Here is a 25,009-nt window from a genome sequence, read left to right as displayed (position 1 = left end):
TAAAACAAACAACCGTTATGAAATTCCAATCACTATTCCTGCTTACTTTCATTGGCCTTTTTTCATTTACTCCTGCCTTTTCCCAAGATACGGAAAGTTACAGAGACACCATATTCTACCAGGCTTCTGGTACACTGGATATGAAGATTCTGATAAAAGATTACCACCTTCTGGCGGAAGAAAGTCGATTTCAAGCCATCATGGAAGATTTCCAATTAAGGCTGAAGGAAATTGACCAGATGGTTCCCAACACTGCCTACACCATCGACTACCGATTTCAAAAACAATTGGATATCCGGGACAGTGACAAAATAAAAAGCTTCGACATCAGTGCCGATAATAGGCTCTCAGAAAATCTCCAAAACGAGGCTTACATACGGGATAATTCAGGAAGCTATGAGGTGATCATTGGGTTTAACGATATCACGGAATTGATAAACGTGGACTTTTCCAAGATGTTGACTGCCATAGCAGATAGCCTTCCGGAAAAGCACCGCTTTTTAAGGTATTTGGAATTCCGACCGGACGCTCAAACCGGAAATATCGTCCTAAAGGAAGACAGGCACACCGGATATTTTGATATGCTGAGCTTGCAGGCTGGCGTAGGTGCCAATGTGTATAGGGGTCAATTCCTGACAGATTTTTCCGGGGAAATAAGCTTGCAACTGAACCACAAAGGCATCCTTAAAAACCAATTTTATATTTCCAACAACCTCATGTTTGCTTTCGATGCAGCAAACACGGCCATAATCAACAACTTCACCAATGTCGGATATAGGAGGAACTTCTCTAACCATAAAGACAAACCCAATTGGTTTGGAGTTGAACTGGGTACAGTGACCAAAAAGAGTGGTGACATTTTCCAATCCAACACCCACAGGCTTGGCGTCAACTGGCAGGTTGGCAAACATATCACCGTATCGCCACAGCTTTATTTCAATGGATTTTTCAGACAGGTAAGTCCAGGATTCAGGATCGGGATTGGATTATAGGCTTGGATTATTGGTCAATAGGTATGCCCAAGTGAGACAGAGCATTCCAGTTTAAAAAAATTGGGAACCATTAGAGAACAACCCAATGAAACATTTCAGAATAATATTTAACTTAATTTAACACCTACAATAACTATTGCACAGGGAATTGAAGGGAATAAGGTCTCTTCAATTGAAGGAATAGTTGGTGAACTTCTCGATCAAATAACAATCGAAAAAGGAGAAAAAATGAATACCTCTGCCGTGAGAAATTTATTTCATCCCTCGGCGATATTAACAGTCGCAGACTCTTTCAATGCCGAAACTGTATCAATCAATGACTTCTTAATCCTTTTAAAGGATCCTTATTATGAAGAGGGATATCTTGAAAAAGAAATTAATAAAGTCGTTGATGAGTATAATGGAATAGCTCAAGTATTTCAAAGCTTTTAACGCTAATGTCACTGTAATTTAATGGCAGGCTAGTTATTATATGCCGATCTACCAGAAGATCTGTTACCCTGTTCAACCTAATTAATAGCCGAATAGCCCATACTTAAATATTATTGAAATATATTTGTATACCTAATTGGCAAATTCTATTCAACCTTCAATTTACACGCTTTAACATGGAACTTGCACCAGAACAAACAGCAACTCTATTAAGCACTTTGAAAAACCGCTTTAAGAAAAACAGGCAACGCCACCAAGGCCTCGAATGGGAGCCTGTTCAGGAAAAACTGCTGGCCCATCCCGCAAAACTCCGATCCCTGCTCCAAATGGAAGAAACGGGAGGAGAACCCGATGTGGTAAACATAACCAAGGAAGTAGGACAATTTATTTTTATTGATTGCTCCCCAGAAAGTCCTAAAGGACGAAGGAGCCATTGTTATGACCCCGAAGCTTTGGAATCACGAAAGACGTATAAACCCAAAAATAGTGCACTTGGGATGGCATCAGAAATGGGTATTACACTCCTTTCGGAAGAACAATACCAGGAACTGCAGCAGTTTGGAAAATTTGATACCAAAACCTCAAGTTGGCTTCAAACGCCGGAAGAAGTTAGAAAACTGGGAGGTGCCATCTTCGGAGATTGGCGGTTTGGCCGGGTATTCATTTACCACAATGGAGCCGAATCCTACTATGGAGCGCGGGGGTTTCGGGGGATCTTAAAGGTTTGATCCGCCTTAAAATGAATGTTGGTTTTGTTTTTAGACCAAAATACATCCTGAAAATTCTGATTTTGTACCCTCTCGTTTTTGGGGCATGATTGATGAAAAAGAGACGGCTTTTTTCTACGAAAACGGTGGATAATTTTGGAGTTGAAAATACCAGGGGATTTTGAGGAGATCGTGATGAAAAAAAAAGTTTGTGATTTTTTAAACAGGCTTATCAGTGCGCTGGTTTCCCCTCATGGGCCTGTATGGGTAAACGCCATGAAAACAGGACTTAAACTAAGGACCCAAAAATATAACAGTGTTTTTTTCATTTCATGCCCCTCCACCACCTTGACAAAGTCTGGGTGCTGTCGTTCAGCATCACTACTTCGCCAATTCTAGGGGTAACAATCGGGCAATGAAAATTTTCTTCATTCAGGGCTACAATCGTTTCCAAAGGTTCGTCCCAGGGGTGATTTGCCAATTTGAATTTCCCTGAATGTACAGGCATGATGCGCTTTGCGTTCAGGTCATTTCCGGCTTGAAGTACCTCATGAGAAAACATATGAAGTTCTTTCCACCCTTCATTGTACTGGCCATTATCCAAAATAACCAAATCAAAGCCAGTAAATTTATTGCCAAGCTCTTCAAAATGGGTGTCATATCCACTATCGCCACCTACATACAAGGTGTAATCCTTTGATTGTAGCACAAAGGACACCCAGAGGGTGTTGCTACGTTTGAGGCTCCGGCCTGAAAAATGCCGGGATGTGGCCGTATGTAGCGCAAAGTCCTCCCCAATTTCCAATCGCTCGTCCCAATCCTTTTCTACTATTTTGGCTGGCTCGTAGCCCCAATATTCAAAATGTTCGCCAACACCCAAGCCGCAAACAACCTGCCGGATTTTTGGCTTTAACTTTAGGATGGTGAAATAATCCAAATGATCATAATGGTCGTGAGAAATAAGCAGGTAGTCAATTTCCGGGAAATCATCCACTGTATAAATATCTGTACCCACAAAGGAATGGGTAGAATAGGGCACAGGGGATGCGCTTCCGGACAATACGGGATCCACCAAAAACCGAAGCCCATTTAACTGAATAAAATAAGAAGAGTGACCGAACCAGACCAGGATATTTTCGTCCTTTGGTAAAGCCTTGAGGTCTGTCTTTATGGAAGGAATGGTATCCATTGGGCTGGTTTTTGGAAAGTTTTTAAAAATAAATTCCAGCGTTATTTTGGTCATGGAATACCCCTCAGAAAGATAAGGTGTGAAGTTCAAATTTTTAAAGCTGCCCTCTTTATAATGAGGTGATTGCCTGATCTTTTCCAACCGCTCTCTCTGAGGGGCTTTGCCAAATTGGGGTAGTTGCATGAAAAGTAGGAATGCAATGACAAAAATAATGAAGATGGTTACCGATAGCAGCATAAGGCGTTTAAAAATTATAATAAATTTGGTCATTTAATCTGATAGGAAGTGTGATTTTTTTTTCAAGAAACGAGAGTGCGCTACCAAAGTTCAAATATTTTACTTCTCTTCGAAAAGTGATTATACCGACTCTTTGAAGTCTTTGCTTAGTACCTTGATTAAAATTGATATACTGCTCCCCTAAAAATTCAATCGCATCCAACCGTTGGTGGTACCCTATTTAGCCAATAAGAGTAATCAGAAAATATTGAGTTAAAAGAGTTACGTTTTTAGACTTTATCCATTGGGTAAAGATACCGACTTTTTCATTCCGTTTTAATTCTTCTTACAAAAATTGATTTTCTCAACGTAATAAATGATCTGGCGTTCTTGCGACTTATGTAAGGTAAACTCCATACAGGTTACTGTTTTCTAATTCAAGAAAAAAATAAATGTAAATAAAACTTGACATATGTAAAGTTTTATTTACATTTGTAAAGTACACTTTACATGAAAATATGAAAACAATGAAACTTGAACGAAACAAACGAGTTAAAAAATTAGCCATCTGGACCTGGACTTGGGTAGCTACCGTGGCAATCGCCACATTTGGACCCGAGTTTATCTGGGACCATCATCCATTTCTGACACCTTTTGCGATCATTGTTAACTTCGCAAATGGTATCTTGATGATTCTTGCCAACCGGAATCTGTTCAACCATTTCGATGAACTGGAGAAAAAAATTCATCTTGAATCGTTGGGCATCACACTTGGCCTGGCTGTCATTTTCGGAATGTCCTACTCCCTGTTGGACACCACTAATCTGATCCAACAGGATGCACAAATCAGCATCCTGGTCATGTTTATCGGACTTACTTACCTGACCTCAGTATTCATAAATAGTCGGCGGTATCGATGAAAAATAAAATCAGAGAACTGCGAACCGCCAGGAATATGACGCAGGAGGATCTTGCTGAAATTATCGGTGTATCCCGGCAAACCATCAATGCGATCGAAAAGAAGAAGTTCGATCCTAGTCTACCCACCGCTTTTAAGCTTTCCAAACTCTTTAAACTGCCAATTGATCAGATCTTTTTTTTTGAAGAATAAATGGGATTTGAGAACAAAATACAAAAAATAAATGGGAATTAGTTGATTACACAAAATGATGGCTACTTGAACGCAAAAAATGAAACGTGATACTCCATATTATGGCCTGCCGTTTAAAAAGACCATTAAACATGCCCGTCAACGAACAATTTTGTCCGGTTGACAAACCTATTGCAATAGAAATGGGGCTAATAAGGGCAAATATCGCCTTTAAAGTATGGCATTAAAGTCGCTATGCTAATTGATATGGAAAGCCTACTATAATGACTCATTCAGAAAAATTCGAGAATTGTAAATTTCAACTCTTTAGACCATTCAAAAATTTATTTAACGAAATATCGCATTAACCCTTTTCATAAAACCATAAAGACCATGACCCATATCGCCATACCCATCCCAATGGCTCCTGGAAAGCAGGACATCAACATTGAGGTGACCATCAATAACCAAAAGCAATCCCTGCATTACAAAGTGGAATTGTTTTATTGGGATGATTGTCAGAACCCACAGGGACACCGTGCGGATTGCCTATCGGAAATGCTATCTCATCAGGATCCCAATTGGATGCTATATTATATTGGGGCACCTACTGACCAGTTTGTACCAATCACATTTGTAGAAAAAAGGGATGACTAACTTTTCCAAAGTTTAAAACTTTGGAAAAGTTAAACGTACCCTTACCGGAAAATGGAAATGATCTGGCAATTGGCGACCAGCGAAAGAGAATTTATTCTGATGTTGCCCACTGGCGGACAAATTTGTTCGGTTAATAGAAAAGAATAAATGCAGAACATGGCTTTTCTGACTCCCCGCAAAGATTTCCGGTGGCACGGTACTGGCAATAAGGGTAAAAGCCGGAGGATAGAAGTTGCATGACAGGAGATTTCTAAATGAAGGCACCAAGTAATCATACTGAATTTTTTTACAAAAAACAATAAAATTTTATCATTTATTTCGCTCAGGTACTGTGAATAACAACAAAAAACTGAAACCGCTTTATGCTGAAAAACTACATTAAAATCGCCTGGAGAAACCTGCTCAAAAACAAAGGTTACACCTTTATTAATATTTTCGGGCTGGGACTGGGAATGGCTTGCTGTTTCCTCATCTACACCTTTGTGCAGGACGAACTATCCGTGGATGCCTATCATGAAAAAGGCGATCGAATTTATCGCATAACTCATGGCGAACTTGCTTCCCCCGACCAGCCAGAAAATGCCGGAGCAAATCCGTTTTGGGTATGGCACAATCCTGCCATAGGACCTGCGATCAAAAGCTATTTCCCCGAAATTGAAAAAGTTGTTCAGTTTTCCGGTAGATCGGATATTTTGCTTACCGATGGCGAAAATTCCTATCAGGAAGAGGGTGTGTTTTTTATGGATTCTACCGTTTTTGATATTTTCAGCTGGGAAGTAATCCAAGGTGATCCCAAAACCGCTTTGGTTGCACCTTACAGCATGGTCATGACAGAGAGCACGGCCAAAAGGTATTTCGGCAATGAGGATCCGATCGGAAAAACCTTGAAGGGCAGTGACTCACCCGGTAGGTCAAACGCTGGTGATTATACGGTAACAGCAGTAATTGAGGATATTCCTGCCAATTCCCATTTTAGTTTCAACATGCTGCTTTCCCTGAGTACCTTCCGCCAATATTGGCCTGAGGTTTTTGATCGGTGGGGCTATGTGGACTTTTACACCTATTTTCTGGCCAATGACAATTTTGATCTGGCATCATTTGAGCAAAAGATTCCTGATTTTTTGGCTTCCAGGCAAGATGACCAGCTCTATACCATTAAGGTCGAAAAAATGGCGGATTTTTACCTGAGATCCGATGCTGACCGACAGCCGGGAGAAACGGGCAGTTTGCCCAATATCTATGTGTTTTCAGTCATTGGCCTTTTCATTCTGGTCATTGCCATGATCAATTTTATGAACCTCTCCACTGCCAGGTCAATGGAGCGGGCAAAAGAGGTAGGCATACGGAAATCCATCGGCGCAGAACGAATGCATTTGATTTTCCAGTTTTTGGGGGAATCCATCATCATTGTGTTTTTCGCCATGCTAGCATCCCTTATTTTTATTACAGTGGCTACACCTATGATGAATGGGCTAACAGGAAAAGAAATTGTGATTTTCGAATATCTCACTTGGCAAAATGCACCTGTTTTTCTGGTGATTTTGCTTGGTATCGGCGTATTGGCAGGTTCATATCCGGCTTTTGTACTGTCGGGGTTCAGGCCTGTTCAGATTTTAAAAGGGATATCAGTGACCAACAGCAGCGGTGTAAACCTCAGAAAAGGGCTGGTGGTCTTTCAGTTCAGCCTCTCTATACTGCTGATTGCGGGAACGATCATCGTGTATTCCCAAATGAACCACCTGCTCAACAAGGACCTGGGTTTCGATAAAGAACAAATGCTGGTTTTGGACTACAACTATGACAATGCCGTAAATGCAAAATCCAGTGCCTTGATATCAGAACTGGAAGCCCATCCGGACATAATTTCGGCAGCTTTCTCAAGAAGTGTTCCAGGTAGCTATTTCCCAAATGCAGGAACGACCATACAACATGCTGATGGAGAAATGACACAAATTGGTCAAGCCATTTTTCAGGTTGGAATTGATTTTATCAACCATTTTGACATGGAATTGGTCGCCGGAAGAAGCTATTCCAGGGATTTCCCCTCGGATTCTACCTCCGCCCTGGTGGTCAATGAAGCTGCAGCCAGGCAATATGGCTATGCAAATCCTGCCGACATCGTCGGAAAGAAATTTGAACAATGGGGAAGAGCAGGTGAAGTGATCGGGGTAGTTAAGGATTTTAATTTCATTTCCTTGCACCGAAATATTGAGCCTTTGACCCTGCCATTTGAAGCCAGGGCAAGCCGGTATTTATCGGTCAAACTAAAGCCAGAAAATATAGGACAGACCGTTGCGGCAGTGGAACAAATTTGGAGTAAGATTGCCCCCCACAGGCCTTTTTTATATAGTTTTCTGGAGGAAGATTTTGACAAACAATACCAGGCAGATATCAAGTTCAGAAAAATATTTTCAGCGTTCTCAGTGCTTGCCATATTGATTGCCTGCTTGGGACTTTTCGGATTGGCAACCTACACGGCTGAAATCCGGACCAAGGAAATCGGGATTAGAAAGGTACTGGGAGCAGAAGTTTCGAGTATCGTCACTTTGCTGTCAAAGGATTTTATCAAACTTGTACTGGTGGCGATTGTGATTGCGACACCGGTTACCTGGTATGTAATGAACGAGTGGTTGGAAGGCTTCGCTTATAAAGTAGAAATTGGATGGTGGATTTATCCCTTAGCCGGGATAGTTGCCATCATCGTAGCCATGGCAACCGTCAGCTCACAAGCAATCCGGGCAGCCATGCTCAACCCGGTTAAATCGCTGAAGAGTGATTAGAGGTATTCGAATTAAATTTAGGTGAAGCTACCGATTCACTTAACCTGAGTTCAATTTAAGAACCTCCTTAAAAACCGGCTTTATCGTCAATGCGAGATTTAACATTTTTTAAACGCAGGAATCCCGATGACAGTATTTTATATAGCACCCCGGTGGGGTCCTATCTTGGTAACCCCGGGTAAGCCGACCCAGAAGGTGAAGCCTGGGGTGTCAATGAGTTGGTATTTTAGGACATTGGTCGCCAGTAAGCTCAGTAGTGAAGCCAGCTTATCGTTAATGCCAGTGGCCCGACACCTCTGATTTTTAAAATCTGTCATCGGTTGACCTGACATTTTAAAAAACGCAGCAATCGGGATGACGATGGGGTTTCAACCTATTGATTTAAAGGTACTTAACAAACAGGTCATCGGTAACCCTTTTCTGTGGAAATGAGGGAAGAAAGGGTGTGCCAGTCCTGGCTATACTCGCTTATTGTGACATGATTTATCTCTAAATCAAACTAACCTTACAAGTCTTGACTGACCCTATGTGAAGAATAGCTACATTTGGTCTATGGAAATCCCGGTTGTTTATATTGGCTTTGCTCAAGCTATTTTTATAGCCATACTGATGTTTTGGAAAAGACCCTTGAGGATCGCTGATATAATCCTTGCTGTCTTTATGGTTTTTATAGCCTGGATGTTTGCCTTGAATATAGCCCAGGAAGTTAAAGGGGTAACCCAGCAAACCTGGTTTTATTCAATCCCAATTTCCCTTACTTATCCGGCCTTTCTTTATTTGTATTCCAAATATGTCTCGGTAGATTTTGAACGATTTCAGCGGAGAGATTATCTGCATGCAATTCCTTTTATTGCCTCTTTGGTGTTGATTTTTCTTTTTAGAAATTCGAAAATCCGGGATTTTTATTTTCATTTGGAGCATTTTAGCCAGCTTGGTTGGTTAAGAAACAGTTTAGGGTCTGTATTTATCCTGCTTCTCTGGATTTATGGGATCCTGGCTATTCGAAAAATTAGACAATACCGGAAACAAAGGTCTGATCTTTACTCTTTCAAGTCAGACCTGAACAGCTTAAATTGGCTTTTGGTATTTGTTATTTCTTTTATGGTGGTGCAAAATTTCATTATTTTGGCCACTACCCTATTTGAAACCGGGTACATCCAATTTGATATCAAGCCCCTGGTAAATGTATCTTTGTTGGTATTCGTTTACATTGCAGGTTTTTGGGGTTTCAGGCAAAATCAGCTGTCTTCAGCGCTTAATTCGGAAAAGGAATATATGCACCGGCCTGAAAATAAAGCAGGTATCCTTTCCTCAGATAAGTACCAAAAATCAGGCTTGAAGAATGACCAAGCCAATGCCTATTTAATTCAATTGACCCGGTTTATGGAAGAAACGCTGGCATGGAAAGACAATGAACTATCCATTGCCAAAATCTCGGAACAAACCCGGATCCCGAAGCACTACATTACACAGGTACTGAATGAGCACCTGGGAAAAAACTTTTATTCTTTTGTCAATGAATATCGCATCGCTGAAGCTAAACAAATGATTGCCTCACCTGAATACCAAGCCTGGTCTTTTGTTGCGATTGCTTATGAATGCGGCTTCAATTCTAAAACAGCATTCAATAATTTTTTCAAAAAAATCACCGGTTTGACTCCTTCTGAATATAGAAATACCGCTAGCAATTAACCGCTATACTCTCCCTTCCAATTATCAATCATCTGATGAATTGGAGCCTGCCAGATGCAGACAGGCATAATATACCCCCCACACAGAAAGAGGATTATCATGGCGAGATTTTCCAGAAGGTCAGAAGCAGGTTAACTGCCTTTGAAAATCAAAACATGAACAGATGACAAAAAACCCCATATTTTTTAGCGATAAACAAGAGTCCTGTAAGTGCCTGATTTACAGTAGCCCATTTTAAACGAACGCCTTGCCCTGAGCAGGTGGACGACAACTTGCCCCGGGCAAAGAAAAGTGAACAACATTACATTTTCTTTTTGGTAGCTTTGAAAAGCATGTAATGCCAATCATCTCACAACTTTTGAAATTGAGATGAAAGTGTAAAAAATAGACTCCATTTTAATTATAGAAAAGAAAATTATGATTCGTAAACCCTGGCAACTTCTTCTCGCACTGACCTTTTTAGCAATACCGGCATTTGGCCAGCAAAAACCTGAACCTCCAAAGCTGGAAATATCCGATTTTCTTTTTATTACCGAAGTGGATGAAAGATACCAATCCTTCAATATAGAAATGTGTGAAGTTGTGGGCGGTGATTTCTGGGTGCCTTATGGACGATTGGATCCTGAGAAGGTTAAGAAAGAAGGTTTTGCGGCCTTAAAACACAGCATCTCACCGATTGATCTTTATGAGCAAAAATTACGAACACTGACAAGGGGGTTGGGATCAGCGTACATCCGGGTAAGCGGCACCTGGGCAAATACCACCTATTTTCAAGATAACGATGAACCAAAAATGACCCAGGCCCCTGAGGGTTTTGAAACCGTCCTTACCAGAAAGGAATGGAAGGGCGTAATTGATTTTGTCAATGAAATGGATGCGAAACTGGTTACCTCTTTTGCCATCAGTAAGGGCATAAGAGACCGCAATGGCCATTGGACTCCTGATCAGGTTCAGGCATTGCTTAACTACACTGAATCTATCGGTGGAGAAATTAACGCTGCGGAAATGTTCAATGAGCCCTCCCATGCAAGTCATGGTGGAGCCCCTGAGGGGTACACCGCAGCTGATTATGCACAGGATTTTGAGATATTCAAAAAATTCATCGACAAGGCTGCCCCTGATATGACGATTCTGGGCCCGGGGTCGACGGGTGAAGGTGGCATACTTCCTATAGATGCCTCTATGGCCACTGATCAAATTCTTTCCGCAAACCCACAGCCTGAATTTGATATCTTTTCCTACCATTTTTATGGCGGAGTTTCCCGGCGATGTCAGGGAGGATTAACCCCGGAGGGTGCGCTTTCCGAGGAATGGCTAAGCAAAACAGAACTGGGATTAAAATATTATGAGGAGGCCAGGGACAAATTCTTACCAGATGCCCCTATTTGGCTTACGGAAACTGCTGAGGCAGCCTGTGGGGGAAATCCCTGGGCAGTCACCTATTTGGATTCATTCCGTTATCTCGAGCAACTGGGCAGACTGGCCAAAAAGGGTGTGAAGGTGGTCATGCACAATACCCTGGCCAGAAGTGAATATGCTTTGCTGGATAGCGAAACATTAGATCCACGCCCCAATTATTGGTCAGCATTGATGTGGAACAAACTGATGGGAACAAAAGTATATGAAGCTGATTTCTCCCATGATGAGCTGGATATCTTTGTGCACAGCCTTAAAGGTTTTTCTGATGGCTATGGGGTATTGATCGTAAACCCTAAGGACATGGAATCTTCATTTTCCCTGCCAGTGGACGCAGAAAAATTCCTGCTTACCGCAGATTCTTTGCAAAGCAAAACCGTACACCTGAATGGAACGGTATTGGAATTGACGGGTGATCACGCGCTCCCTGCTATAGGTGGGCAAATGATAACCGCCGGTGAAATCCAGGTTCCTGCGCATGGCATTATGTTTCTGGCTATTAAGAAATAAATGAGGAACAAGCTTATTTCGCAGAGGAAAGGCGTAAAGTTGCTGGGAAAAAGTGCTGTGATACTAACTAAAATATACGTATAAAATAAAGCCATCTTCGTCACTGGTGCAAGAAGTGGCATAGTAAGGGAATTAGTCCTTCAGTTGCTGCGACCAATTCCATCAGCAAGATGATGAAGAAGTACCGTCACTAACTTGGGGCGTTACAAGAGAACCTAATATTTCAAAACAACAATGCAATGAAGAAAAAAATATTATTCTATAGTTTGATCTGCCTGGTATGGATGCATGGTCAGGGAATACATGCCCAAACTGATAAATATAATCCAAAAGATGATCCAATGTTTTCCAAGCCATATATAGATTTGGAAGAGTGGCGGGAGTCCCCTGTCAGGCACCTCTACATTCATGGTGGATTTGAAGGGACTGAGACAAGGTTTTCCTTTTATTTTCCAGAAAAAGAAGCGTATGAGGGGCATTTTTTCCAGTACATTACGCCTGTCCCGGACAGTGAAACCCTCTCTCAGGGACAAACAGGTGAAGAGGATAAAATAGGTTTTGCCGTATCCCATGGTGCTTATTTTGTAGAGACGAATGGGGACGGGCCCTGGAACCCGGCTGTTCGGTCGGATACCAATGACCCCACCATTGGAGCCTATAAAGCGAATGCCGCAGCGGCCAATTATTCCAAGGAGCTGGCAAAAAGACTTTTTGGTGACCACCGGGTGTTTGGTTATGCATTTGGAGGAAGTGGAGGAGCATTCAGGACTATCGGGGGGCTAGAAAACACCGTGGGCGTTTGGGATGGGGCAGTCCCCTATGTCATAGGTTCACCCATGGCCATTCCAAACGTATTTACCGTCCGAATGCATGCCATGCGAATCCTTCAGGATAAACTTCCGCAGATAGTCGATGCAGTTGAGCCCGGAGGCGAAGGTATGTACAGTGGGCTAAATGAGGAAGAGAAAGCCGCCCTGCAGGAGGTGACAAAAATGGGATTTCCACCGAAAGCATGGTATGCCTATAAGGATATGGGGATTCATGGGTTTGCCGTCCTATATCAGGGTATGGTAGCGGCTGATCCGGGATATTTCGAGAAATTCTGGACGACGCCCGGATACCTGGGGTACGATCATCCGGAATCGTTTGACGGTGACCGAATTCAGCAGGAAAGTACTGTTTCCAAAATCATCACCCGTGGTGAGGCGATTAGGATGGAGCTGAATGTGGAACCTCTCGCAGGGCAGGCGCGTGGGACGGCCGATGCTGCTTTCCAAAGTCTAAGCGAAAAGCAAATTAATGAGCCTGTAGCCTTTCAGTTAGCTGATGAGTTGGCTCAAGTACAATTTTTGGGAGGAGATCTAATGATTAAAAGTGGTAGTGCAGCCGGTAGAAAAGTGATGTTGAAGGCTATCGATGGAGAAATCGTATATCTCGGGGTGGCAGATCCTTCTGTGACCGCTAAAATAGAAGTTGGGGATAAAGTTCTGGTAGACAATTCAAATTTTCTGGCAGCTCAAACCTATCACAGACATCAGGTTCCAGGCGAAGAATATCCTGTATACGATCAGTTCAGAGATGAGAATGGTGAGCCTATCTATCCCCAACGCCCATTTCTTTTAGGGCCCATATTTACCAGAGGAGCTTCAGGTGCAGTCCAAACAGGCATTTTCGAAGGAAAAATGATTTTGCTGGAATCTTTGTGGGACAGTGAGGCGTATCCATGGCAGGCTGATTGGTACCGAGACCGGGTGATTGAAAATCTGGGAGAGAAAACCGGTGATCATTTCAGGGTTTGGTTTACCGACCATGCCAGTCATGCGGACCGGGCATCAGCCGGAGACCCCAATCATATTGTGAGCTATTTAGGTGTACTTCAGCAAGCATTACTGGATCTTAGCGATTGGGTGGAAAATGGTACCGAACCTGCGCCCAGTACAAATTATGAGGTAGTCGATGGACAAGTAATGGTCCCCGCAACTGCTGAAGAAAGAAAGGGGATCCAGCCTGTCATTAGACTTGAAGCCAATGGAACATCAAAGGCGATTGTAAAAGCAGGTGAATCTGTAAAGTTCTCTGCACAAATAGAATTGCCTGAAGGCAGCGGAACAATTGTGGCACTTGAATGGGACTTTAACGGCAACGGTGAATTTGAAAAAGTAACCTCCCCCATTTCAGAATCCAGCATTTTCGAAATTGAGACTGAGCACAAGTACCCCGAACCTGGCACTTACTTCGTGGCTTTGCGGGCAACTTCTCAAAGAAAGGGGGATGCCAACACCCCATTCTCCAGAATCAAAAACCTAGGTCGAGTCAGGGTGGTTGTGCAAAAGTAAACTTTAAAATTTCCCCAAGATTCCAACCTATTTCAATGATTTTTGAAATTGACTATTAGAAAGTCTCTATTTAAAAGCTGGAGGATTTTGCGTTGTTGCTCACCATTTTAGTTGCTTTGACCACCATCAATCAGCATTAATTTACCTATATTTTCAGGTAATGTAAACGGCACTGATGAATCCTGTGTATAGCTTGAGAAGCGAATAGCTATTCAGCAAGCTCAAATAGTCCGGAATAAAAAAATATAAAAAGGGAAAAGCTTTCCTTTATAATGCCATTTTAGCAGTACCTATGGTTAAGGTTTAATTTTCATGCCATTCCTTATTTTCAGGAGTCAACACTGCCACCTTCATCTTTTAAAAATTGCATAACAGCCTCGAAATTACTCATGTCTAACCTGGACCTGGCCATACGACCTGCCACATTACCACTGATAATCACATATTTAATTTTATTATCCGGTGCTACCCAATCCCGTATATTCGGCATGTTGCCCTCCATGTCTCTGGTAAAAAAGTATTGTAAACTAAATGTATTCAGGCGATAGGTACTATTGTAATTAAATAGGTTAATAAAATTTAATTTGATAGTTGGTTAAAGTAAAAAAAATAAAACAAAATCTTGGATTTTATTTTAAACTATTCTTTTCCGATTTCTTCGAAACAATCGATTATGCTTTTGATGCCAATGAGTATAATCCCTTTATTCTCTTCCTGCATCGTCAACAATACTGCTTGTGAATTAAATCTGTAAAATATCCCTGTTAACAATGCCTTGGATTGTGTATTTTCTAAATCGCTCGTTATAGCAAACTCTTTATCAGTGGATTCAGAATTCTCAAGATATTTAAAAAAATATAGATTCCTTTTCTCTTAATTCTCAAACTGTTTTTGGGTTAACTTAATCTTTTTACCATTTTTCTTGTCCTTAAAGTATTCCCAAATGATAAAATACATTTTCATTATTTCTTCAAATTCTGGCTGCTTCAAGTCAGGCTGATAACCTAAAATCAGGGACAAAAGTAAGGGTTGATAATTAGATAATTCACCTAAAATCCAATCAACAGATTTCTGATCAATTTTGTCAACCCTATTTAAAGTTTGACCGATTTTTTCAATTTCTTTGAAGTCTCTTTTTGAGAAATCCATATTAATTCATTTTTAAAGCTTTTTAAAGCATTTAGCTCCAGATGAAGACAAATTTCCGGATTTTCGACAGAGAAATAGGCAGGAAACACTAAAATGAACCCTATAACCAATTGAGTTACCACCTTGGTCTTGGCGCCGTTACCAGGTTTTCAGACCATTGGCAAATAAAATTAGTTGGCTGTTTAATCAGACTGATAATCAAATTTGTAAATTTTACCGTCAAATCCACAGATCAAAAGTTCATTTTCCTGATCCAGTCCAAAAGCGGCTACAGGGAAAGGGGCTTGCATCAATTCGGAATTGTTGGGATCGCTTAGGTCGGAAAATTCCAGTGACCAGATCCTTCCGGATATAAAATCAGCGTAAACATATTCTCCCTGCAATTCAGGTATGGCTGTTCCCCTGTATACGTATCCGCCTGTGACAGAGCCATCCCCCTCGCTGTGGTCATACGCCCAGATTGGAAGTTCCAGCCCTTCCTGCTCACAACCTGACTCCGGATCAAAGCATTCAAAGCCCTCCATGGTATTCCATCCATAATTCCCTCCATTTTCTATCAGAGAGATTTCCTCAAAGCGGTTTTGTCCTACATCAGCCGCCCATAAGCGGTTGCTTTCAGGATCAAAACTGAACTTCCACACATTTCTCAAACCATAAGCATAAATCTCCTCCCGAAAGCCCTCCTCATTGCCAACAAAAGGATTGTCTGCCGGAATGCCATAATTCTTTCCGGAAGATGATCCATCGATATCAATCCTCAATATAGACCCAAGCAGGGTGGCGCGGTTTTGCCCATTGCCCTGCGGATCACCTCCTGATCCTCCATCTCCAACTGAAACATACAAATAGCCATCAGGACCAAAAGCAATTTTCCCCCCATTATGATTGGTATAGGGCTGATCAATTTCCAAAAGCACCATTTCGCTTTGCGGGTCAGCCTGATCGGGATCCGAATCTGATACCTGAAACCTGGAAATCACCGTTCTCGCAGGATTGGAAGCGGTGTAATTGACATAAAACAACCCATTGCTGGCATAATCGGGATGAAAGGCGAGTCCCAATAAACCCTCTTCATTTCCGGTGTCGTTGACCTGATTCACCAAGCTCAGGAAGGTTGATTTTTCTCCTGTTTCTTGTTGGTTGGGGAATACCGAAATTACGCCACGCTGCTCCACTACAAACAAGCGGTCAGACACATCTCCGGGGTGTTGTATATCCAGTGGCCGGTTAAAACTGAGGTTCGGAAAAGCCTCCACCAATTGCAGTGGCCTATTTTCTACTGAGTCAGGAACGGGATCTTCCTGAACGCAGGCATTGAAAACAAACAGGCTGAACAAAATGCAGGTGGCTGGGAAAAAACTTTTCATGGATAGTGACTTATAGTTGATTTATTCCAATAAAGGCGCAAAGAATATGCCACGACCACAAAAGCCTGAAAGTAAGCCGTTTTTCTAATCTGGAAGGTTACAATGGGAAAATGGATTTCAATTAAACCGCTAGATTATGTTATTAAAAGCTTAAATACTATGTGGAATAAAAAATCCAATGAATCAATCCCCATACAAAAGCTATAGATTAGTCATCCCAGACCACAGCCACTTTTCCCCGGGTCCGCATGGCTTCAATGAAGCTGATGGCTTCCGGCAGTTGTTTGTGAGCAAAGGTCTTATCGATGTGCACTTTAATTTTTCCCGTTTCGATCAAAGTAGCCAAAACCTCCAGGTCTTTCGTATTGGCTTCTGCTGTGAATTGTGCCAGGGGAAATTTACTAATGGCATTTTTTGAAAGCAACCCAATCATATGACCTAGGGTGGTGAAACCCACAATCACCCCCCGATGACCCATGCGCTGAAAATCCTGATGCGTAAGGTTGCCATGGTTATCTATGATCAGGTCATATTTTGCGCTATGTTGATGGATGTTTTCTTTGTCGTAAGGGATCAGGTGATCTGCACCCATGGCTTTTACAAAATCCAGGTTTCTGTTGGAACAAACAGCTGTTACCCTGGCACCATAGGCTTTGGCTATCTGAACAGTGAAATGACCCACCCCTCCCGAGGCACCGTTAATCAAAACCGATTCTCCCTTTTTTATTTTTCCGTGAGTAAGCAGTGCCTGCAGGGCCGTTAACCCCGCTATAGGTACACAGGCCATTTCTGCAAACCCCGCACCTGCCGGCATGTGCCCACAAACGCTTGCCGATGTACAAATATATGCGGCAAAAGCACCTCCTTTAAGGTTTTCTCCAAACAACCTGTCTCCCACCTTAAATTCACTGACCTTATCCCCTACTTTTTCCACGATCCCTGCAAAATCAGCACCCGGTATTTTATCCTTTGGCTTGAACAAGCCAAAAGCAAATCGGGCAAAAAACGGTTTTCCTCTGAGAATATGCCAATCTGCCGGATTGACTGAATTGGCCAATACTTTTACAAGGATCTGCCCCTCTTTTATAATGGGCATTTCTACCTCTTCTAGCTGAAGGACTTCAGGCCCTCCATATTTGGTTTTTGTAAAGGCTTTCATTTTCAGTAGTTTGGGTTTTTATTTTATATTGACGGTATAAAAAATTCGCATGCTTCTTACCCTGGAAGGGTTACGGCAATTTACACAAAACATCCATTGATTTTGCGGATTTGGTAGAGATACACCGGAATTCTTTTTAATTTAATTCCATTGTATATTTAGGTAATGTGGACGCTACAAACAGCGATATTTTAAAAAAATCACTTATCCTATCGAATGTACGGACAGAAGTGGCCAAATAAATCATATTATTGAATGTGACTAGAAAAACGGTTCAATTTTGATGGTATATGTAAGCATAATCAATAAACCAACCAAGAAAAACACAAAAAAGCAACCTTAAGTAAGTTACACCTGCTTTTTTAGCTCTTAAACAAGCCCCGGTCGGGGCCAATATCATTAGCCCTTATTTTTAGCCCCAGGCAGCGAATAGCATCATTATAATTGTTTTAGAAGAATGATAAATCGTGAAAACGAACCCGAAAATCCAACACCATGTAAACCCAGGTTAACTTCTCCAAAATAAATAGGGAATAAAAAACTTGCCTTAAACCCTCAACCCAATTGAAATAAAAAAGCCAGCTTCCTGATGGGGAAACCGGCTTTGCCTAATTTTACAAAAAGGCCAAAACCTTAATCCTATTTATTTCATGGCCATGGTCTCGTCTTCCTGGTAAAATACCCTCCATATTTTTCCGCTTACCGAGTCAGAAATCAACACTGTACCATCCGGAGCCTGTGCCAGACCCGTGGGCCTGTGCTTGGCATCGCTCGGGGCCTCAATGGTTTCCACTCCGGCAAAACCTTCTGCAAAAGTGTCGTGGGTTCCCGTGGGCGCACCATTTTCAAATGGTACTGCTGCCACAAAATATCCCTTCTGCTCCAGAGGCGCCCGGTTCCAGGACCCGTGAAAGGCTACCAGGGCTGTTCCCTTGTAACTTTCCGGTAAATGATCTCCTGTATAAAATAACAGGTCATTGGGGGCCCAATGGGCAGGGAATGTCATGACAGGATCTTCAGTGCCTTCGCAGCGCTCGGCCTGCTCCCGGTCGCCCCCGTATTCCGGAGCCGTCAATCTTTTGTCCTGAGAAGGATCATAATAGCAATACGGCCAGCCAAAATCGGCTCCGTCACTTAAGCGGAACATTTCTTCCGCTGGCTGCTCGGCACTTTCCTCTTCGCTATACATTTCAGGGAAGAGACCGTGTAACATGTCGCGTCCATGCTGAACCACATATACGTGGCCATCTGCCGAATTATAGTCCAGTGCCACGGCATTTCGTATGCCTGTAGAGAACCGGTAACCATGTTCCAGCTGCGTTTGTCCCGTTTGCTCGGCATCAAAGCGCCAAATGCCGCCGTGCCTTTCTAATAGCGGACAAGGATCCATTGCGGGGGAGCCTTGGGTACGATCTTGCTCCTGGCAGGCATTGGAAGGTGCCCCGACATTCACGTACATGTGGCCCTGTTCGTCAAAAGTAAAGGGCTTCACCGCATGGGAAGTTTGTACGGGCAGACCGGAAACAATCGTGTCGGGTGCTGTGGCGTTATCCGGAATCAGGTTGTCTCCTGAAAAAGTAAAACGGAACACCGTGCTGTCATTGGAGGCATATAGATTTCCCTTGTAAAAAGCCATGCCGGTACCGCCAAAATCACCAAAGTATTGGATATCGTCTGCCCGGCCATCGCCGTCTGTATCCCGCAGGGCAACAATTCCGCCTTCCTCGGTAGCTTCGCGTAGGTTCATGTAAATGTCACCATTTTCATTGACGGCCAGATGTCTTCCTCTTCCCAGGTCTTCAGCCACCACATAGGCCTGCATACCCGGAGCCAGGTTTAGTCCTCCCTGATCTTCATCGGCAGTAAAATAGGGGTTATCCTCCTCCTGCTCCTGGGGACTTCCACAAGAAGCAATTCCTAGGATAGGGATAACAAACAGATAAATTAGTTTTTTTAAGTCCATGTTTTGGTTGGTTTTTTCGGTTTGGAATAAGGTTAAATATAGGAAAATCGGGCATTACTAACAAATAATATTACCCGGGAGCGATTCTTCCTGCTAGTTACGGTAAAAAGTTTGGTTTTTAAGGATAAAAAAAAGAAAGCCATTTCCCCTTTTAACTCCCAATTATTCCAATGCCTTTAAGGATGTAGATCAGCTCATGTTTGGACAAATCCCCCTGATTTCTTCCTTTCCTTATTAAGTTCACAAAGAAATAATAGCAAAGCATAAAAATCCCATGGCAAATCAACTATATTTAAAATCATCCTCCTGGCCATTAACTGTTTTACTCCCATGTGTCTGAAAAGTATCCCCAAATTCCTGTTTCCAGTCCTGCTTTTTTTAGGATTTTCCTGCCAGGAGCAAAGCATGCTTTCTGAAATTTCTTCCTCCAAATCCGGCCTGCATTTTGAAAACAGCCTTCAGGAGGATGAGTTTATGAATATTCTTACCTATGAATATTTCTACAATGGTGCAGGAGTAGCCATAGCAGATTTTAATGCAGACGGATGGGATAATGTATTTTTTATGTTGGTGATTCAACAAACTAAGCGTATTGGAAATAAAAATACATTGTGTAAATTGACAGTCAGGTAGCAGGTAAAAGATCAACTCCTTTTAACAATTGTATTAAGATATTGAAATTCCCCTTATTTCCCATTCTCTTTTGCTTTGAAAAAAACAAATCAAATTACCAGCACGAGTACAAAAATAACTTCCCGGAGAAACTTCCTCAAGAATAGTGTGTTTTGCGGGACTTTTGGTCTGGTATCAGGAAGTGGTTTATCTCCATTGTTAACCATAAATACCAGCCCGGGAATTGCCAAAAGGAAACTCCGGCCAATCCTGGATGGCGACTGGTGGCTTATCGGCCCACCTCCTCTGAAAGGAAGCCATAGTATTCCGGTAAAAATGGGCGAAAATGGGGAAATCCGACCCTATGAATCGGTAGATCACCATATTTTCCGGGCTGATGACGGGTATTGGCATTTATGGGGTTGTGTGCGTCATACCGGATGGGGAAGAATTCTTTATCATTGGAAGTCCAAAAATCTGACAGACAGCCCATGGGAAGACACCGGGGAATTTATCCGCGCTAATGCTGCTTTCGGCGAAAGCATCAATGGATGGGACAAGGAAGAATGGATACAATCTCCCTTTATTGTAAAAGAAAAGGGCCTGTACTATATGTTTTATGGTGGACACAGTACCGGAAGAAACAAGGAAGGTATACCTGCAAGGGGCAATAGCCGAAATGAAAGCTTCGATACGGAATGCCAGATTTGCATCATGACGTCCCCGGATGGGCTGAAGTGGAACAGGTATACTTTTGACGATGGATTGAGCCGGGCCTTTACAGGTCCCGGAGAGGCAAGAGACCCTTGCCTTATCAAGATAGACGGCCTTTGGCACTTGTATTACACCGGGCTGGAAGAAGGGAATCCACAAAAAGGCGGCATGTTCGTACGTACTTCAAAAGACCTGCTCCATTGGTCTGCGTACCAATTGGTACACCGGGCCCACCAATTTGGCAGCAATTGGTGGGAAATAGAATGCCCCCATGTGGTTTACAGGGAGGGGTATTTTTACCTGTTCAGAACCCAAAATTATGTCAAGGCCATTACCCATGTTTTCCGCAGTGAAGACCCGCTGGATTTTGGTAAGGGAAATGAAGCAGCAGCCCGGAAGTATCTGGGGCAAATCCCCTGTGCCGCCCCGGAAATATACCAGGTAGCTGGGGACGAATACCTTTCTTCCAACCATGATCCGGCACTGGGCACACAGATGTGCCGGTTGCACTGGAAAACGGAAACCTGAAAGTGACCAGGCAGACTTCTTCAGGTTTTCCCAATCCCGGTGGATGGTGCTTTTGTACTGCCTCTTACCTTAATTTTTGAAAAAGAAAACGGGCAATCACTTTGGAAGAGCTTTATAAACGCTTCAACGTGACCACAAGCCGACAGAACCACCTTCATAAACCATAACGGAAAATCCCTGCATCCCAATTTCCAAAGCTCTTACAATTTTCTCACAACCATTTTCTGTACCTGTAAACAAAGAACTTTTCACCGCTGTAGACAATTAAATAGATAGTTTTTTTCTTTTTCAGTTGAAAGTTTTTCAGGTGAAATAAAGGTGTGGGCGGGCTTCCTTTTTGTAAACGTTCTTAAAAGAAAAAAAGAAGGCTCCTGATTCTGCAGTTATGGGCAAAAAGCAAGGGAGTGGGGCGGTTTGCGGGCAAGCGGGTTGCGCCTGGGGCGGGCGGTTCGGCTGCCTGGAACACCCCATTTTTAAACTATCCGTGGAAGGCTGCTACACCGGGATGGCTTGGCTTTTTGCCGACTGCCAATGACGAACACTGCTTTACCTGCGAATGCCACGGATTTGCAGCAAAGTTCCCCAAAGCCCATATGACACGGCGTAGTATGTTTCTAATTAGTTGTTGATTGATCGTTACCGGTTCCCTTTGGGCATTTTATCGGGATGTTGGTGGGTGTCAAATATATCGGTCACTATCACACGTTTTTCGTCTATTAGGTAGATGATTTTAAAGTGGGATTCGACCAATAAATAACGGTGGTCCTGATCGAGGGATTTTAACATTTCTTCTTTCTGCCCTCTTTCCGGGTTGTCCGATAAACTCTTGGCTTTTCCAAGTATCACTTTTCGTACCTTTATAGCATAAGAATCTAACTCTAAACTTCTGTAGTGTTTACAAATTTTTTTCAATGATTCCTTGGCAGGATCGGTGATTAAAACATTCATTCTGCCTACCAGTTTTCCGATTCTTTTTCCAGATCCTCAATACTGGTCACCCTTCCTTCTTTGATAGCTTTATTTGCGTCCCTCGCCCTTGCTATCAATTCTGACTTGGTAATGGGGCCTCCATCCGGTTTATAACCGGCTATTGGTTCTTTCTGGGAACTCAATAAATCTTTGATCTGCTGGATTATCTTTATATCTTCCAGTCTTGCCAGCTGTTCTATCAGGTTTAGTTTTTCTGCTTTAATGTCCATTCCTCTTTATGTATTGTCCTCATAAAGTTAACGTTTTTTTGGGATTTGTGGGTTTCATCTCAACGGATGATATTTCAACAATTCTATTTACTCATGCCTTGCACGACGAGAATAGCGGATCACCAACGCCAAACCTAAAAATTGAACCGGTTTTTGATTTCCTCACGGACCGATTCATGGGACACTTGTTGTCCTTTATCCAACTGCTCCAGACCCTCACCAATGGCTGCCCGGTCTTCCGCATTTAACCCTTCCCAAAAATCCACCTCGTCCTCAATGTTCAAAAGTGATTTGACGGCGTTTAAAACACCCTCATCATAGGAGATAAATAGAAAAAGAACTCAAGTTTCCTCCAAATACATGCATTCCTGCAAAATTAAATGAATCAGGTAGGTTCTTTGTCGACTCTGTACCGTATCGCTTCTGCCACAAAGTTGTTCAGTGAGGTCTTGCCCTCCATGGCCAGCAATGCAGCCCGTTGGTGCAACGATGGCGGTATCCTAACATTGAAACTTCCTTTAAACGGCTTCTCAGGGGATTTCCCCCCTTTCTTACAATCAGCCAGATTAGCATCAACGGCTTCTTTAAAATCCTCTTCCAGATGTTTTCCGTTCTCTCCTTCGTAGTAGATCAGACCCCTGATGCCCACCACTTTCCCATCGAGCAGACTGTCCTGGGGACTATACTCAAGGCTGCCCGTATAACCTTTGTATTTCAGATAGTTCATAACTACAATAGTTCTCTGACCTGTTTCATTTGGTATTCCTTCATATTCCCGCTTGGATGGGGTACTCATGAAAAACCATAATCTTTTCGGGCTTCAGCTGTAATTCCCTACTGTTTATTTTGTGCGTTCCCCTGATGTAAACACTTCCCCTGTATACGTTTACATCGTGGGGTTTTCAGGTTCTCCAATTCAGCCGGTAACAGTCCATGGTAGACCAATAGGCCCATCAGGATCGACACTTAGAATCGAGTTGTTTTGCACAAAATTATACTACGAGAACCAAATTCGCTCTGTTGCCAACGGATCCACACCCCCCATCATCCTACGACGGGGTCATACTGCCTGAACTCTGTCGTGTAGCTCCTGCCGGGGCCATTTACCTCTTCATCGGCTTCCATACCATTAAACCCATAGCGGTATGCTCCTTAATCATATGAATATCTTTCTAATTATATCATAAACTAACAAAACCCCTAAAACACCGACACTAATTACTGTTCCTAAAATTAAATAAGAATCATTTAAGTAAACAATAAATACAAAAGGGACTCCAATTAATATTCCCAACATTGTTGTTGTTAAAACTAACCCTTCATTCCATTTTCCTTTTTTGAAATACACAAACATTTCTTGATATATTCTTACAGCAACAATATTAAATAAAACTATTGATGTAAAAATTCCTATCCCCATTAAGACTGGTGTAAACCCATATTTACCTGATGCAAATACAACTAAAATGATAATAATAAAAACAGGAATTAAAGTTTTCTTGCCGAAATCTACCAAGAGTTTTTTATTTATTTTCATCCTCTTTCACTGTTTGTACTACATATGAAGCAGCTCCAGCACTGGATGAACCTGCTGCTGCACCCCTGGATTCTCCATAGGTATCAGACCTCTCAAAGGCTTCATCAGCTTTTTGTTGTTTTGCTTTTTGTCTGTCAGGACTTCTTTTAGGTTGGGCAGCAACTCTCTGTGCTCTATCAGCATCTCTCTTTAACGCATTTCCTACATCTGTTCCCTGAACTTTTCCTTTTACAAAATTACTGACACTTTTACCAATAATCTGTCCCGCTGCTGCATCAATGGCTACATCTGCTAAATCAACTTCTCCCTCATTTACAAATTGGTTTATTGCACTTGCACCTCCATCAGATGAAAGTTCCACTCCAAGTTTTACAAGAGTTGATGCTTTTTTAATCTTTGTTGCAAGCCCAGCACCTGTGGCACCTGCAAGACCCGACATTGCAATTGAGGTTCCATTGACTTTGGTAAATGCTTCTAGAGTAACATTACCATCATTTAATAAAATATTTTCTGTTACTTGAAGTCCATAGTCCACTACAACACCGACAAAAAATCCAACACAAGAAGGACATCTTCCATCCTGATCATTCCATTTAATCGGATTATTCCAAAATGAAGAGTAAGGTGACATTCCGATTTGCCTTTGATGATTTTCTAATGGATCAACCCCCCACCATCTTCCTACGACTGGATCATACTGCCTGAACTCGGTCGTATAGCTCCTTCCGGGGCCATTTACCTCATCATCCCCTTCCATCCCATTG

General features: G+C 42.4%; 24 protein-coding genes and 1 pseudogene. 13 read left to right on the top strand and 12 right to left on the bottom strand.

Features of this window, described 5'->3' with window-relative positions; all coding sequences use genetic code 11:
* Positions 1-17: 17 nt before the first annotated feature.
* The 3 genes from HUJ21_RS22315 to HUJ21_RS22305 all read left to right on the top strand — a co-directional run bounded on the left by HUJ21_RS22315 (position 18) and on the right by HUJ21_RS22305 (position 2,152).
* A complete protein-coding gene (locus HUJ21_RS22315; protein ID WP_291372964.1) occupies positions 18-992 on the top strand; it encodes a hypothetical protein in 975 nt (324 codons plus the stop codon).
* Positions 993-1,220: 228 nt separating this feature from the next.
* The gene (locus HUJ21_RS22310) at positions 1,221-1,424 is read left to right on the top strand and encodes a hypothetical protein (protein WP_291372962.1); all 204 of its coding nucleotides are present in this window, start codon (positions 1,221-1,223) and stop codon (positions 1,422-1,424) included.
* 176 nt (positions 1,425-1,600) lie between these two features.
* Entirely contained in the window at positions 1,601-2,152 is a 552-nt protein-coding gene (locus HUJ21_RS22305; protein ID WP_291372960.1) for a DUF4256 domain-containing protein, read from the top strand.
* 304 nt (positions 2,153-2,456) lie between these two features.
* On the opposite strand, the gene HUJ21_RS22300 is transcribed toward HUJ21_RS22305, so the two are convergent.
* Positions 2,457-3,557, bottom strand: a complete 1,101-nt coding sequence (locus tag HUJ21_RS22300) for an MBL fold metallo-hydrolase (protein ID WP_291372958.1) — start codon at positions 3,555-3,557, stop codon at positions 2,457-2,459.
* A gap of 497 nt (positions 3,558-4,054) precedes the next feature.
* Between HUJ21_RS22300 and HUJ21_RS22295 the strand changes: the two genes are divergently transcribed.
* The 8 genes from HUJ21_RS22295 to HUJ21_RS22260 all read left to right on the top strand — a co-directional run bounded on the left by HUJ21_RS22295 (position 4,055) and on the right by HUJ21_RS22260 (position 14,017).
* Entirely contained in the window at positions 4,055-4,456 is a 402-nt protein-coding gene (locus HUJ21_RS22295) for a hypothetical protein (RefSeq protein WP_291372957.1), read from the top strand.
* Entirely contained in the window at positions 4,453-4,647 is a 195-nt protein-coding gene (locus HUJ21_RS22290) for a helix-turn-helix transcriptional regulator (protein ID WP_291372955.1), read from the top strand. Before HUJ21_RS22295 ends, HUJ21_RS22290 begins: the two co-directional genes overlap by 4 nt.
* A 372-nt stretch (positions 4,648-5,019) precedes the next feature.
* The gene (locus HUJ21_RS22285; protein WP_291372953.1) at positions 5,020-5,283 is read left to right on the top strand and encodes a hypothetical protein; all 264 of its coding nucleotides are present in this window, start codon (positions 5,020-5,022) and stop codon (positions 5,281-5,283) included.
* Between the two features lie 362 nt (positions 5,284-5,645).
* Entirely contained in the window at positions 5,646-8,063 is a 2,418-nt protein-coding gene (locus HUJ21_RS22280; RefSeq protein WP_291372952.1) for an ABC transporter permease, read from the top strand.
* Positions 8,064-8,615: 552 nt separating this feature from the next.
* Entirely contained in the window at positions 8,616-9,755 is a 1,140-nt protein-coding gene (locus tag HUJ21_RS22275; RefSeq protein ID WP_291372951.1) for a helix-turn-helix domain-containing protein, read from the top strand.
* Positions 9,756-9,790: 35 nt separating this feature from the next.
* The gene (locus HUJ21_RS22270; protein WP_291372950.1) at positions 9,791-9,922 is read left to right on the top strand and encodes a hypothetical protein; all 132 of its coding nucleotides are present in this window, start codon (positions 9,791-9,793) and stop codon (positions 9,920-9,922) included.
* Positions 9,923-10,172: 250 nt separating this feature from the next.
* Positions 10,173-11,681, top strand: coding sequence for a hypothetical protein (locus tag HUJ21_RS22265; RefSeq protein ID WP_291372949.1), 1,509 nt, complete (start codon positions 10,173-10,175; stop codon positions 11,679-11,681).
* Between the two features lie 239 nt (positions 11,682-11,920).
* Positions 11,921-14,017: a PKD domain-containing protein gene (locus HUJ21_RS22260; RefSeq protein ID WP_291372948.1), complete on the top strand. Its 2,097-nt coding sequence runs from the start codon at positions 11,921-11,923 to the stop codon at positions 14,015-14,017.
* Between the two features lie 328 nt (positions 14,018-14,345).
* Here the strand turns inward: HUJ21_RS22260 and HUJ21_RS22255 are convergent, their stop codons facing one another.
* The 5 genes from HUJ21_RS22255 to HUJ21_RS22235 form a co-directional block, all read right to left on the bottom strand.
* The gene (locus HUJ21_RS22255; RefSeq protein ID WP_291372947.1) at positions 14,346-14,519 is read right to left on the bottom strand and encodes a hypothetical protein; all 174 of its coding nucleotides are present in this window, start codon (positions 14,517-14,519) and stop codon (positions 14,346-14,348) included.
* A gap of 371 nt (positions 14,520-14,890) precedes the next feature.
* Entirely contained in the window at positions 14,891-15,166 is a 276-nt protein-coding gene (locus tag HUJ21_RS22250; protein ID WP_291372945.1) for a hypothetical protein, read from the bottom strand.
* A gap of 182 nt (positions 15,167-15,348) precedes the next feature.
* On the bottom strand, positions 15,349-16,533 hold the full coding sequence (locus HUJ21_RS22245; RefSeq protein ID WP_291372943.1) for a PQQ-dependent sugar dehydrogenase: 1,185 nt from the start codon (positions 16,531-16,533) through the stop codon (positions 15,349-15,351).
* A 208-nt stretch (positions 16,534-16,741) separates the two neighbouring features.
* Positions 16,742-17,692: an NAD(P)-dependent alcohol dehydrogenase gene (locus tag HUJ21_RS22240; protein WP_291372942.1), complete on the bottom strand. Its 951-nt coding sequence runs from the start codon at positions 17,690-17,692 to the stop codon at positions 16,742-16,744.
* A gap of 643 nt (positions 17,693-18,335) precedes the next feature.
* Complete coding sequence (locus HUJ21_RS22235; RefSeq protein WP_291372941.1) at positions 18,336-19,655, bottom strand: PQQ-dependent sugar dehydrogenase; 1,320 nt, start codon at positions 19,653-19,655, stop codon at positions 18,336-18,338.
* A 330-nt stretch (positions 19,656-19,985) separates the two neighbouring features.
* On the opposite strand from HUJ21_RS22235, the gene HUJ21_RS22230 reads away from it, so the two are divergent.
* Together HUJ21_RS22230 and HUJ21_RS22225 are read left to right on the top strand one after the other, a co-directional pair.
* Positions 19,986-20,288, top strand: coding sequence for a hypothetical protein (locus HUJ21_RS22230; RefSeq protein WP_291372940.1), 303 nt, complete (start codon positions 19,986-19,988; stop codon positions 20,286-20,288).
* A 75-nt stretch (positions 20,289-20,363) separates the two neighbouring features.
* Positions 20,364-21,509: a hypothetical protein gene (locus HUJ21_RS22225; protein WP_291372939.1), complete on the top strand. Its 1,146-nt coding sequence runs from the start codon at positions 20,364-20,366 to the stop codon at positions 21,507-21,509.
* 636 nt (positions 21,510-22,145) lie between these two features.
* Here the strand turns inward: HUJ21_RS22225 and HUJ21_RS22220 are convergent.
* The 6 genes and pseudogenes from HUJ21_RS22220 to HUJ21_RS22195 form a co-directional block, all read right to left on the bottom strand.
* On the bottom strand, positions 22,146-22,457 hold the full coding sequence (locus tag HUJ21_RS22220; protein WP_291372937.1) for a type II toxin-antitoxin system RelE/ParE family toxin: 312 nt from the start codon (positions 22,455-22,457) through the stop codon (positions 22,146-22,148).
* A gap of 5 nt (positions 22,458-22,462) precedes the next feature.
* A complete protein-coding gene (locus HUJ21_RS22215) occupies positions 22,463-22,708 on the bottom strand; it encodes a hypothetical protein (RefSeq protein WP_291372935.1) in 246 nt (81 codons plus the stop codon).
* Between the two features lie 134 nt (positions 22,709-22,842).
* The gene (locus HUJ21_RS22210) at positions 22,843-22,992 is read right to left on the bottom strand and encodes a hypothetical protein (RefSeq protein ID WP_291372934.1); all 150 of its coding nucleotides are present in this window, start codon (positions 22,990-22,992) and stop codon (positions 22,843-22,845) included.
* A 101-nt stretch (positions 22,993-23,093) separates the two neighbouring features.
* Entirely contained in the window at positions 23,094-23,504 is a 411-nt protein-coding gene (locus tag HUJ21_RS22205) for a type II toxin-antitoxin system HicB family antitoxin (RefSeq protein WP_291372931.1), read from the bottom strand.
* 360 nt (positions 23,505-23,864) lie between these two features.
* Complete coding sequence (locus HUJ21_RS22200) at positions 23,865-24,245, bottom strand: hypothetical protein (RefSeq protein ID WP_291372929.1); 381 nt, start codon at positions 24,243-24,245, stop codon at positions 23,865-23,867.
* A pseudogene (locus HUJ21_RS22195) lies at positions 24,232-25,008 on the bottom strand (RHS repeat-associated core domain-containing protein); the annotation flags it as partial. The pseudogene HUJ21_RS22195 and the gene HUJ21_RS22200, both read right to left, overlap by 14 nt.
* Position 25,009: the final 1 nt, after the last annotated feature.

The organism is Cyclobacterium sp., from assembly GCF_014762705.1.
Classification (GTDB): Bacteria; Bacteroidota; Bacteroidia; order Cytophagales; family Cyclobacteriaceae; genus Cyclobacterium.
This window is presented reverse-complemented; position numbering and strand designations above follow the sequence as displayed.

What these genes read in the sequence shown, in the direction of transcription:
- HUJ21_RS22315 (WP_291372964.1), top strand. Translation starts at nt 18, where the DNA reads ATGAAATTCCAATCACTATTCCTGCTTACTTTCATTGGCCTTTTTTCA.
- HUJ21_RS22310 (WP_291372962.1), top strand. Translation starts at nt 1,221, where the DNA reads ATGAATACCTCTGCCGTGAGAAATTTATTTCATCCCTCGGCGATATTA.
- HUJ21_RS22305 (WP_291372960.1), top strand. Translation starts at nt 1,601, where the DNA reads ATGGAACTTGCACCAGAACAAACAGCAACTCTATTAAGCACTTTGAAA.
- HUJ21_RS22300 (WP_291372958.1), bottom strand. Translation starts at nt 3,557, where the DNA reads ATGCTGCTATCGGTAACCATCTTCATTATTTTTGTCATTGCATTCCTA.
- HUJ21_RS22295 (WP_291372957.1), top strand. Translation starts at nt 4,055, where the DNA reads ATGAAAACAATGAAACTTGAACGAAACAAACGAGTTAAAAAATTAGCC.
- HUJ21_RS22290 (WP_291372955.1), top strand. Translation starts at nt 4,453, where the DNA reads ATGAAAAATAAAATCAGAGAACTGCGAACCGCCAGGAATATGACGCAG.
- HUJ21_RS22285 (WP_291372953.1), top strand. Translation starts at nt 5,020, where the DNA reads ATGACCCATATCGCCATACCCATCCCAATGGCTCCTGGAAAGCAGGAC.
- HUJ21_RS22280 (WP_291372952.1), top strand. Translation starts at nt 5,646, where the DNA reads ATGCTGAAAAACTACATTAAAATCGCCTGGAGAAACCTGCTCAAAAAC.
- HUJ21_RS22275 (WP_291372951.1), top strand. Translation starts at nt 8,616, where the DNA reads ATGGAAATCCCGGTTGTTTATATTGGCTTTGCTCAAGCTATTTTTATA.
- HUJ21_RS22270 (WP_291372950.1), top strand. Translation starts at nt 9,791, where the DNA reads ATGAATTGGAGCCTGCCAGATGCAGACAGGCATAATATACCCCCCACA.
- HUJ21_RS22265 (WP_291372949.1), top strand. Translation starts at nt 10,173, where the DNA reads ATGATTCGTAAACCCTGGCAACTTCTTCTCGCACTGACCTTTTTAGCA.
- HUJ21_RS22260 (WP_291372948.1), top strand. Translation starts at nt 11,921, where the DNA reads ATGAAGAAAAAAATATTATTCTATAGTTTGATCTGCCTGGTATGGATG.
- HUJ21_RS22255 (WP_291372947.1), bottom strand. Translation starts at nt 14,519, where the DNA reads ATGGAGGGCAACATGCCGAATATACGGGATTGGGTAGCACCGGATAAT.
- HUJ21_RS22250 (WP_291372945.1), bottom strand. Translation starts at nt 15,166, where the DNA reads ATGGATTTCTCAAAAAGAGACTTCAAAGAAATTGAAAAAATCGGTCAA.
- HUJ21_RS22245 (WP_291372943.1), bottom strand. Translation starts at nt 16,533, where the DNA reads ATGAAAAGTTTTTTCCCAGCCACCTGCATTTTGTTCAGCCTGTTTGTT.
- HUJ21_RS22240 (WP_291372942.1), bottom strand. Translation starts at nt 17,692, where the DNA reads ATGAAAGCCTTTACAAAAACCAAATATGGAGGGCCTGAAGTCCTTCAG.
- HUJ21_RS22235 (WP_291372941.1), bottom strand. Translation starts at nt 19,655, where the DNA reads ATGGACTTAAAAAAACTAATTTATCTGTTTGTTATCCCTATCCTAGGA.
- HUJ21_RS22230 (WP_291372940.1), top strand. Translation starts at nt 19,986, where the DNA reads ATGTGTCTGAAAAGTATCCCCAAATTCCTGTTTCCAGTCCTGCTTTTT.
- HUJ21_RS22220 (WP_291372937.1), bottom strand. Translation starts at nt 22,457, where the DNA reads ATGAATGTTTTAATCACCGATCCTGCCAAGGAATCATTGAAAAAAATT.
- HUJ21_RS22215 (WP_291372935.1), bottom strand. Translation starts at nt 22,708, where the DNA reads ATGGACATTAAAGCAGAAAAACTAAACCTGATAGAACAGCTGGCAAGA.
- HUJ21_RS22205 (WP_291372931.1), bottom strand. Translation starts at nt 23,504, where the DNA reads ATGAGTACCCCATCCAAGCGGGAATATGAAGGAATACCAAATGAAACA.
- HUJ21_RS22200 (WP_291372929.1), bottom strand. Translation starts at nt 24,245, where the DNA reads ATGAAAATAAATAAAAAACTCTTGGTAGATTTCGGCAAGAAAACTTTA.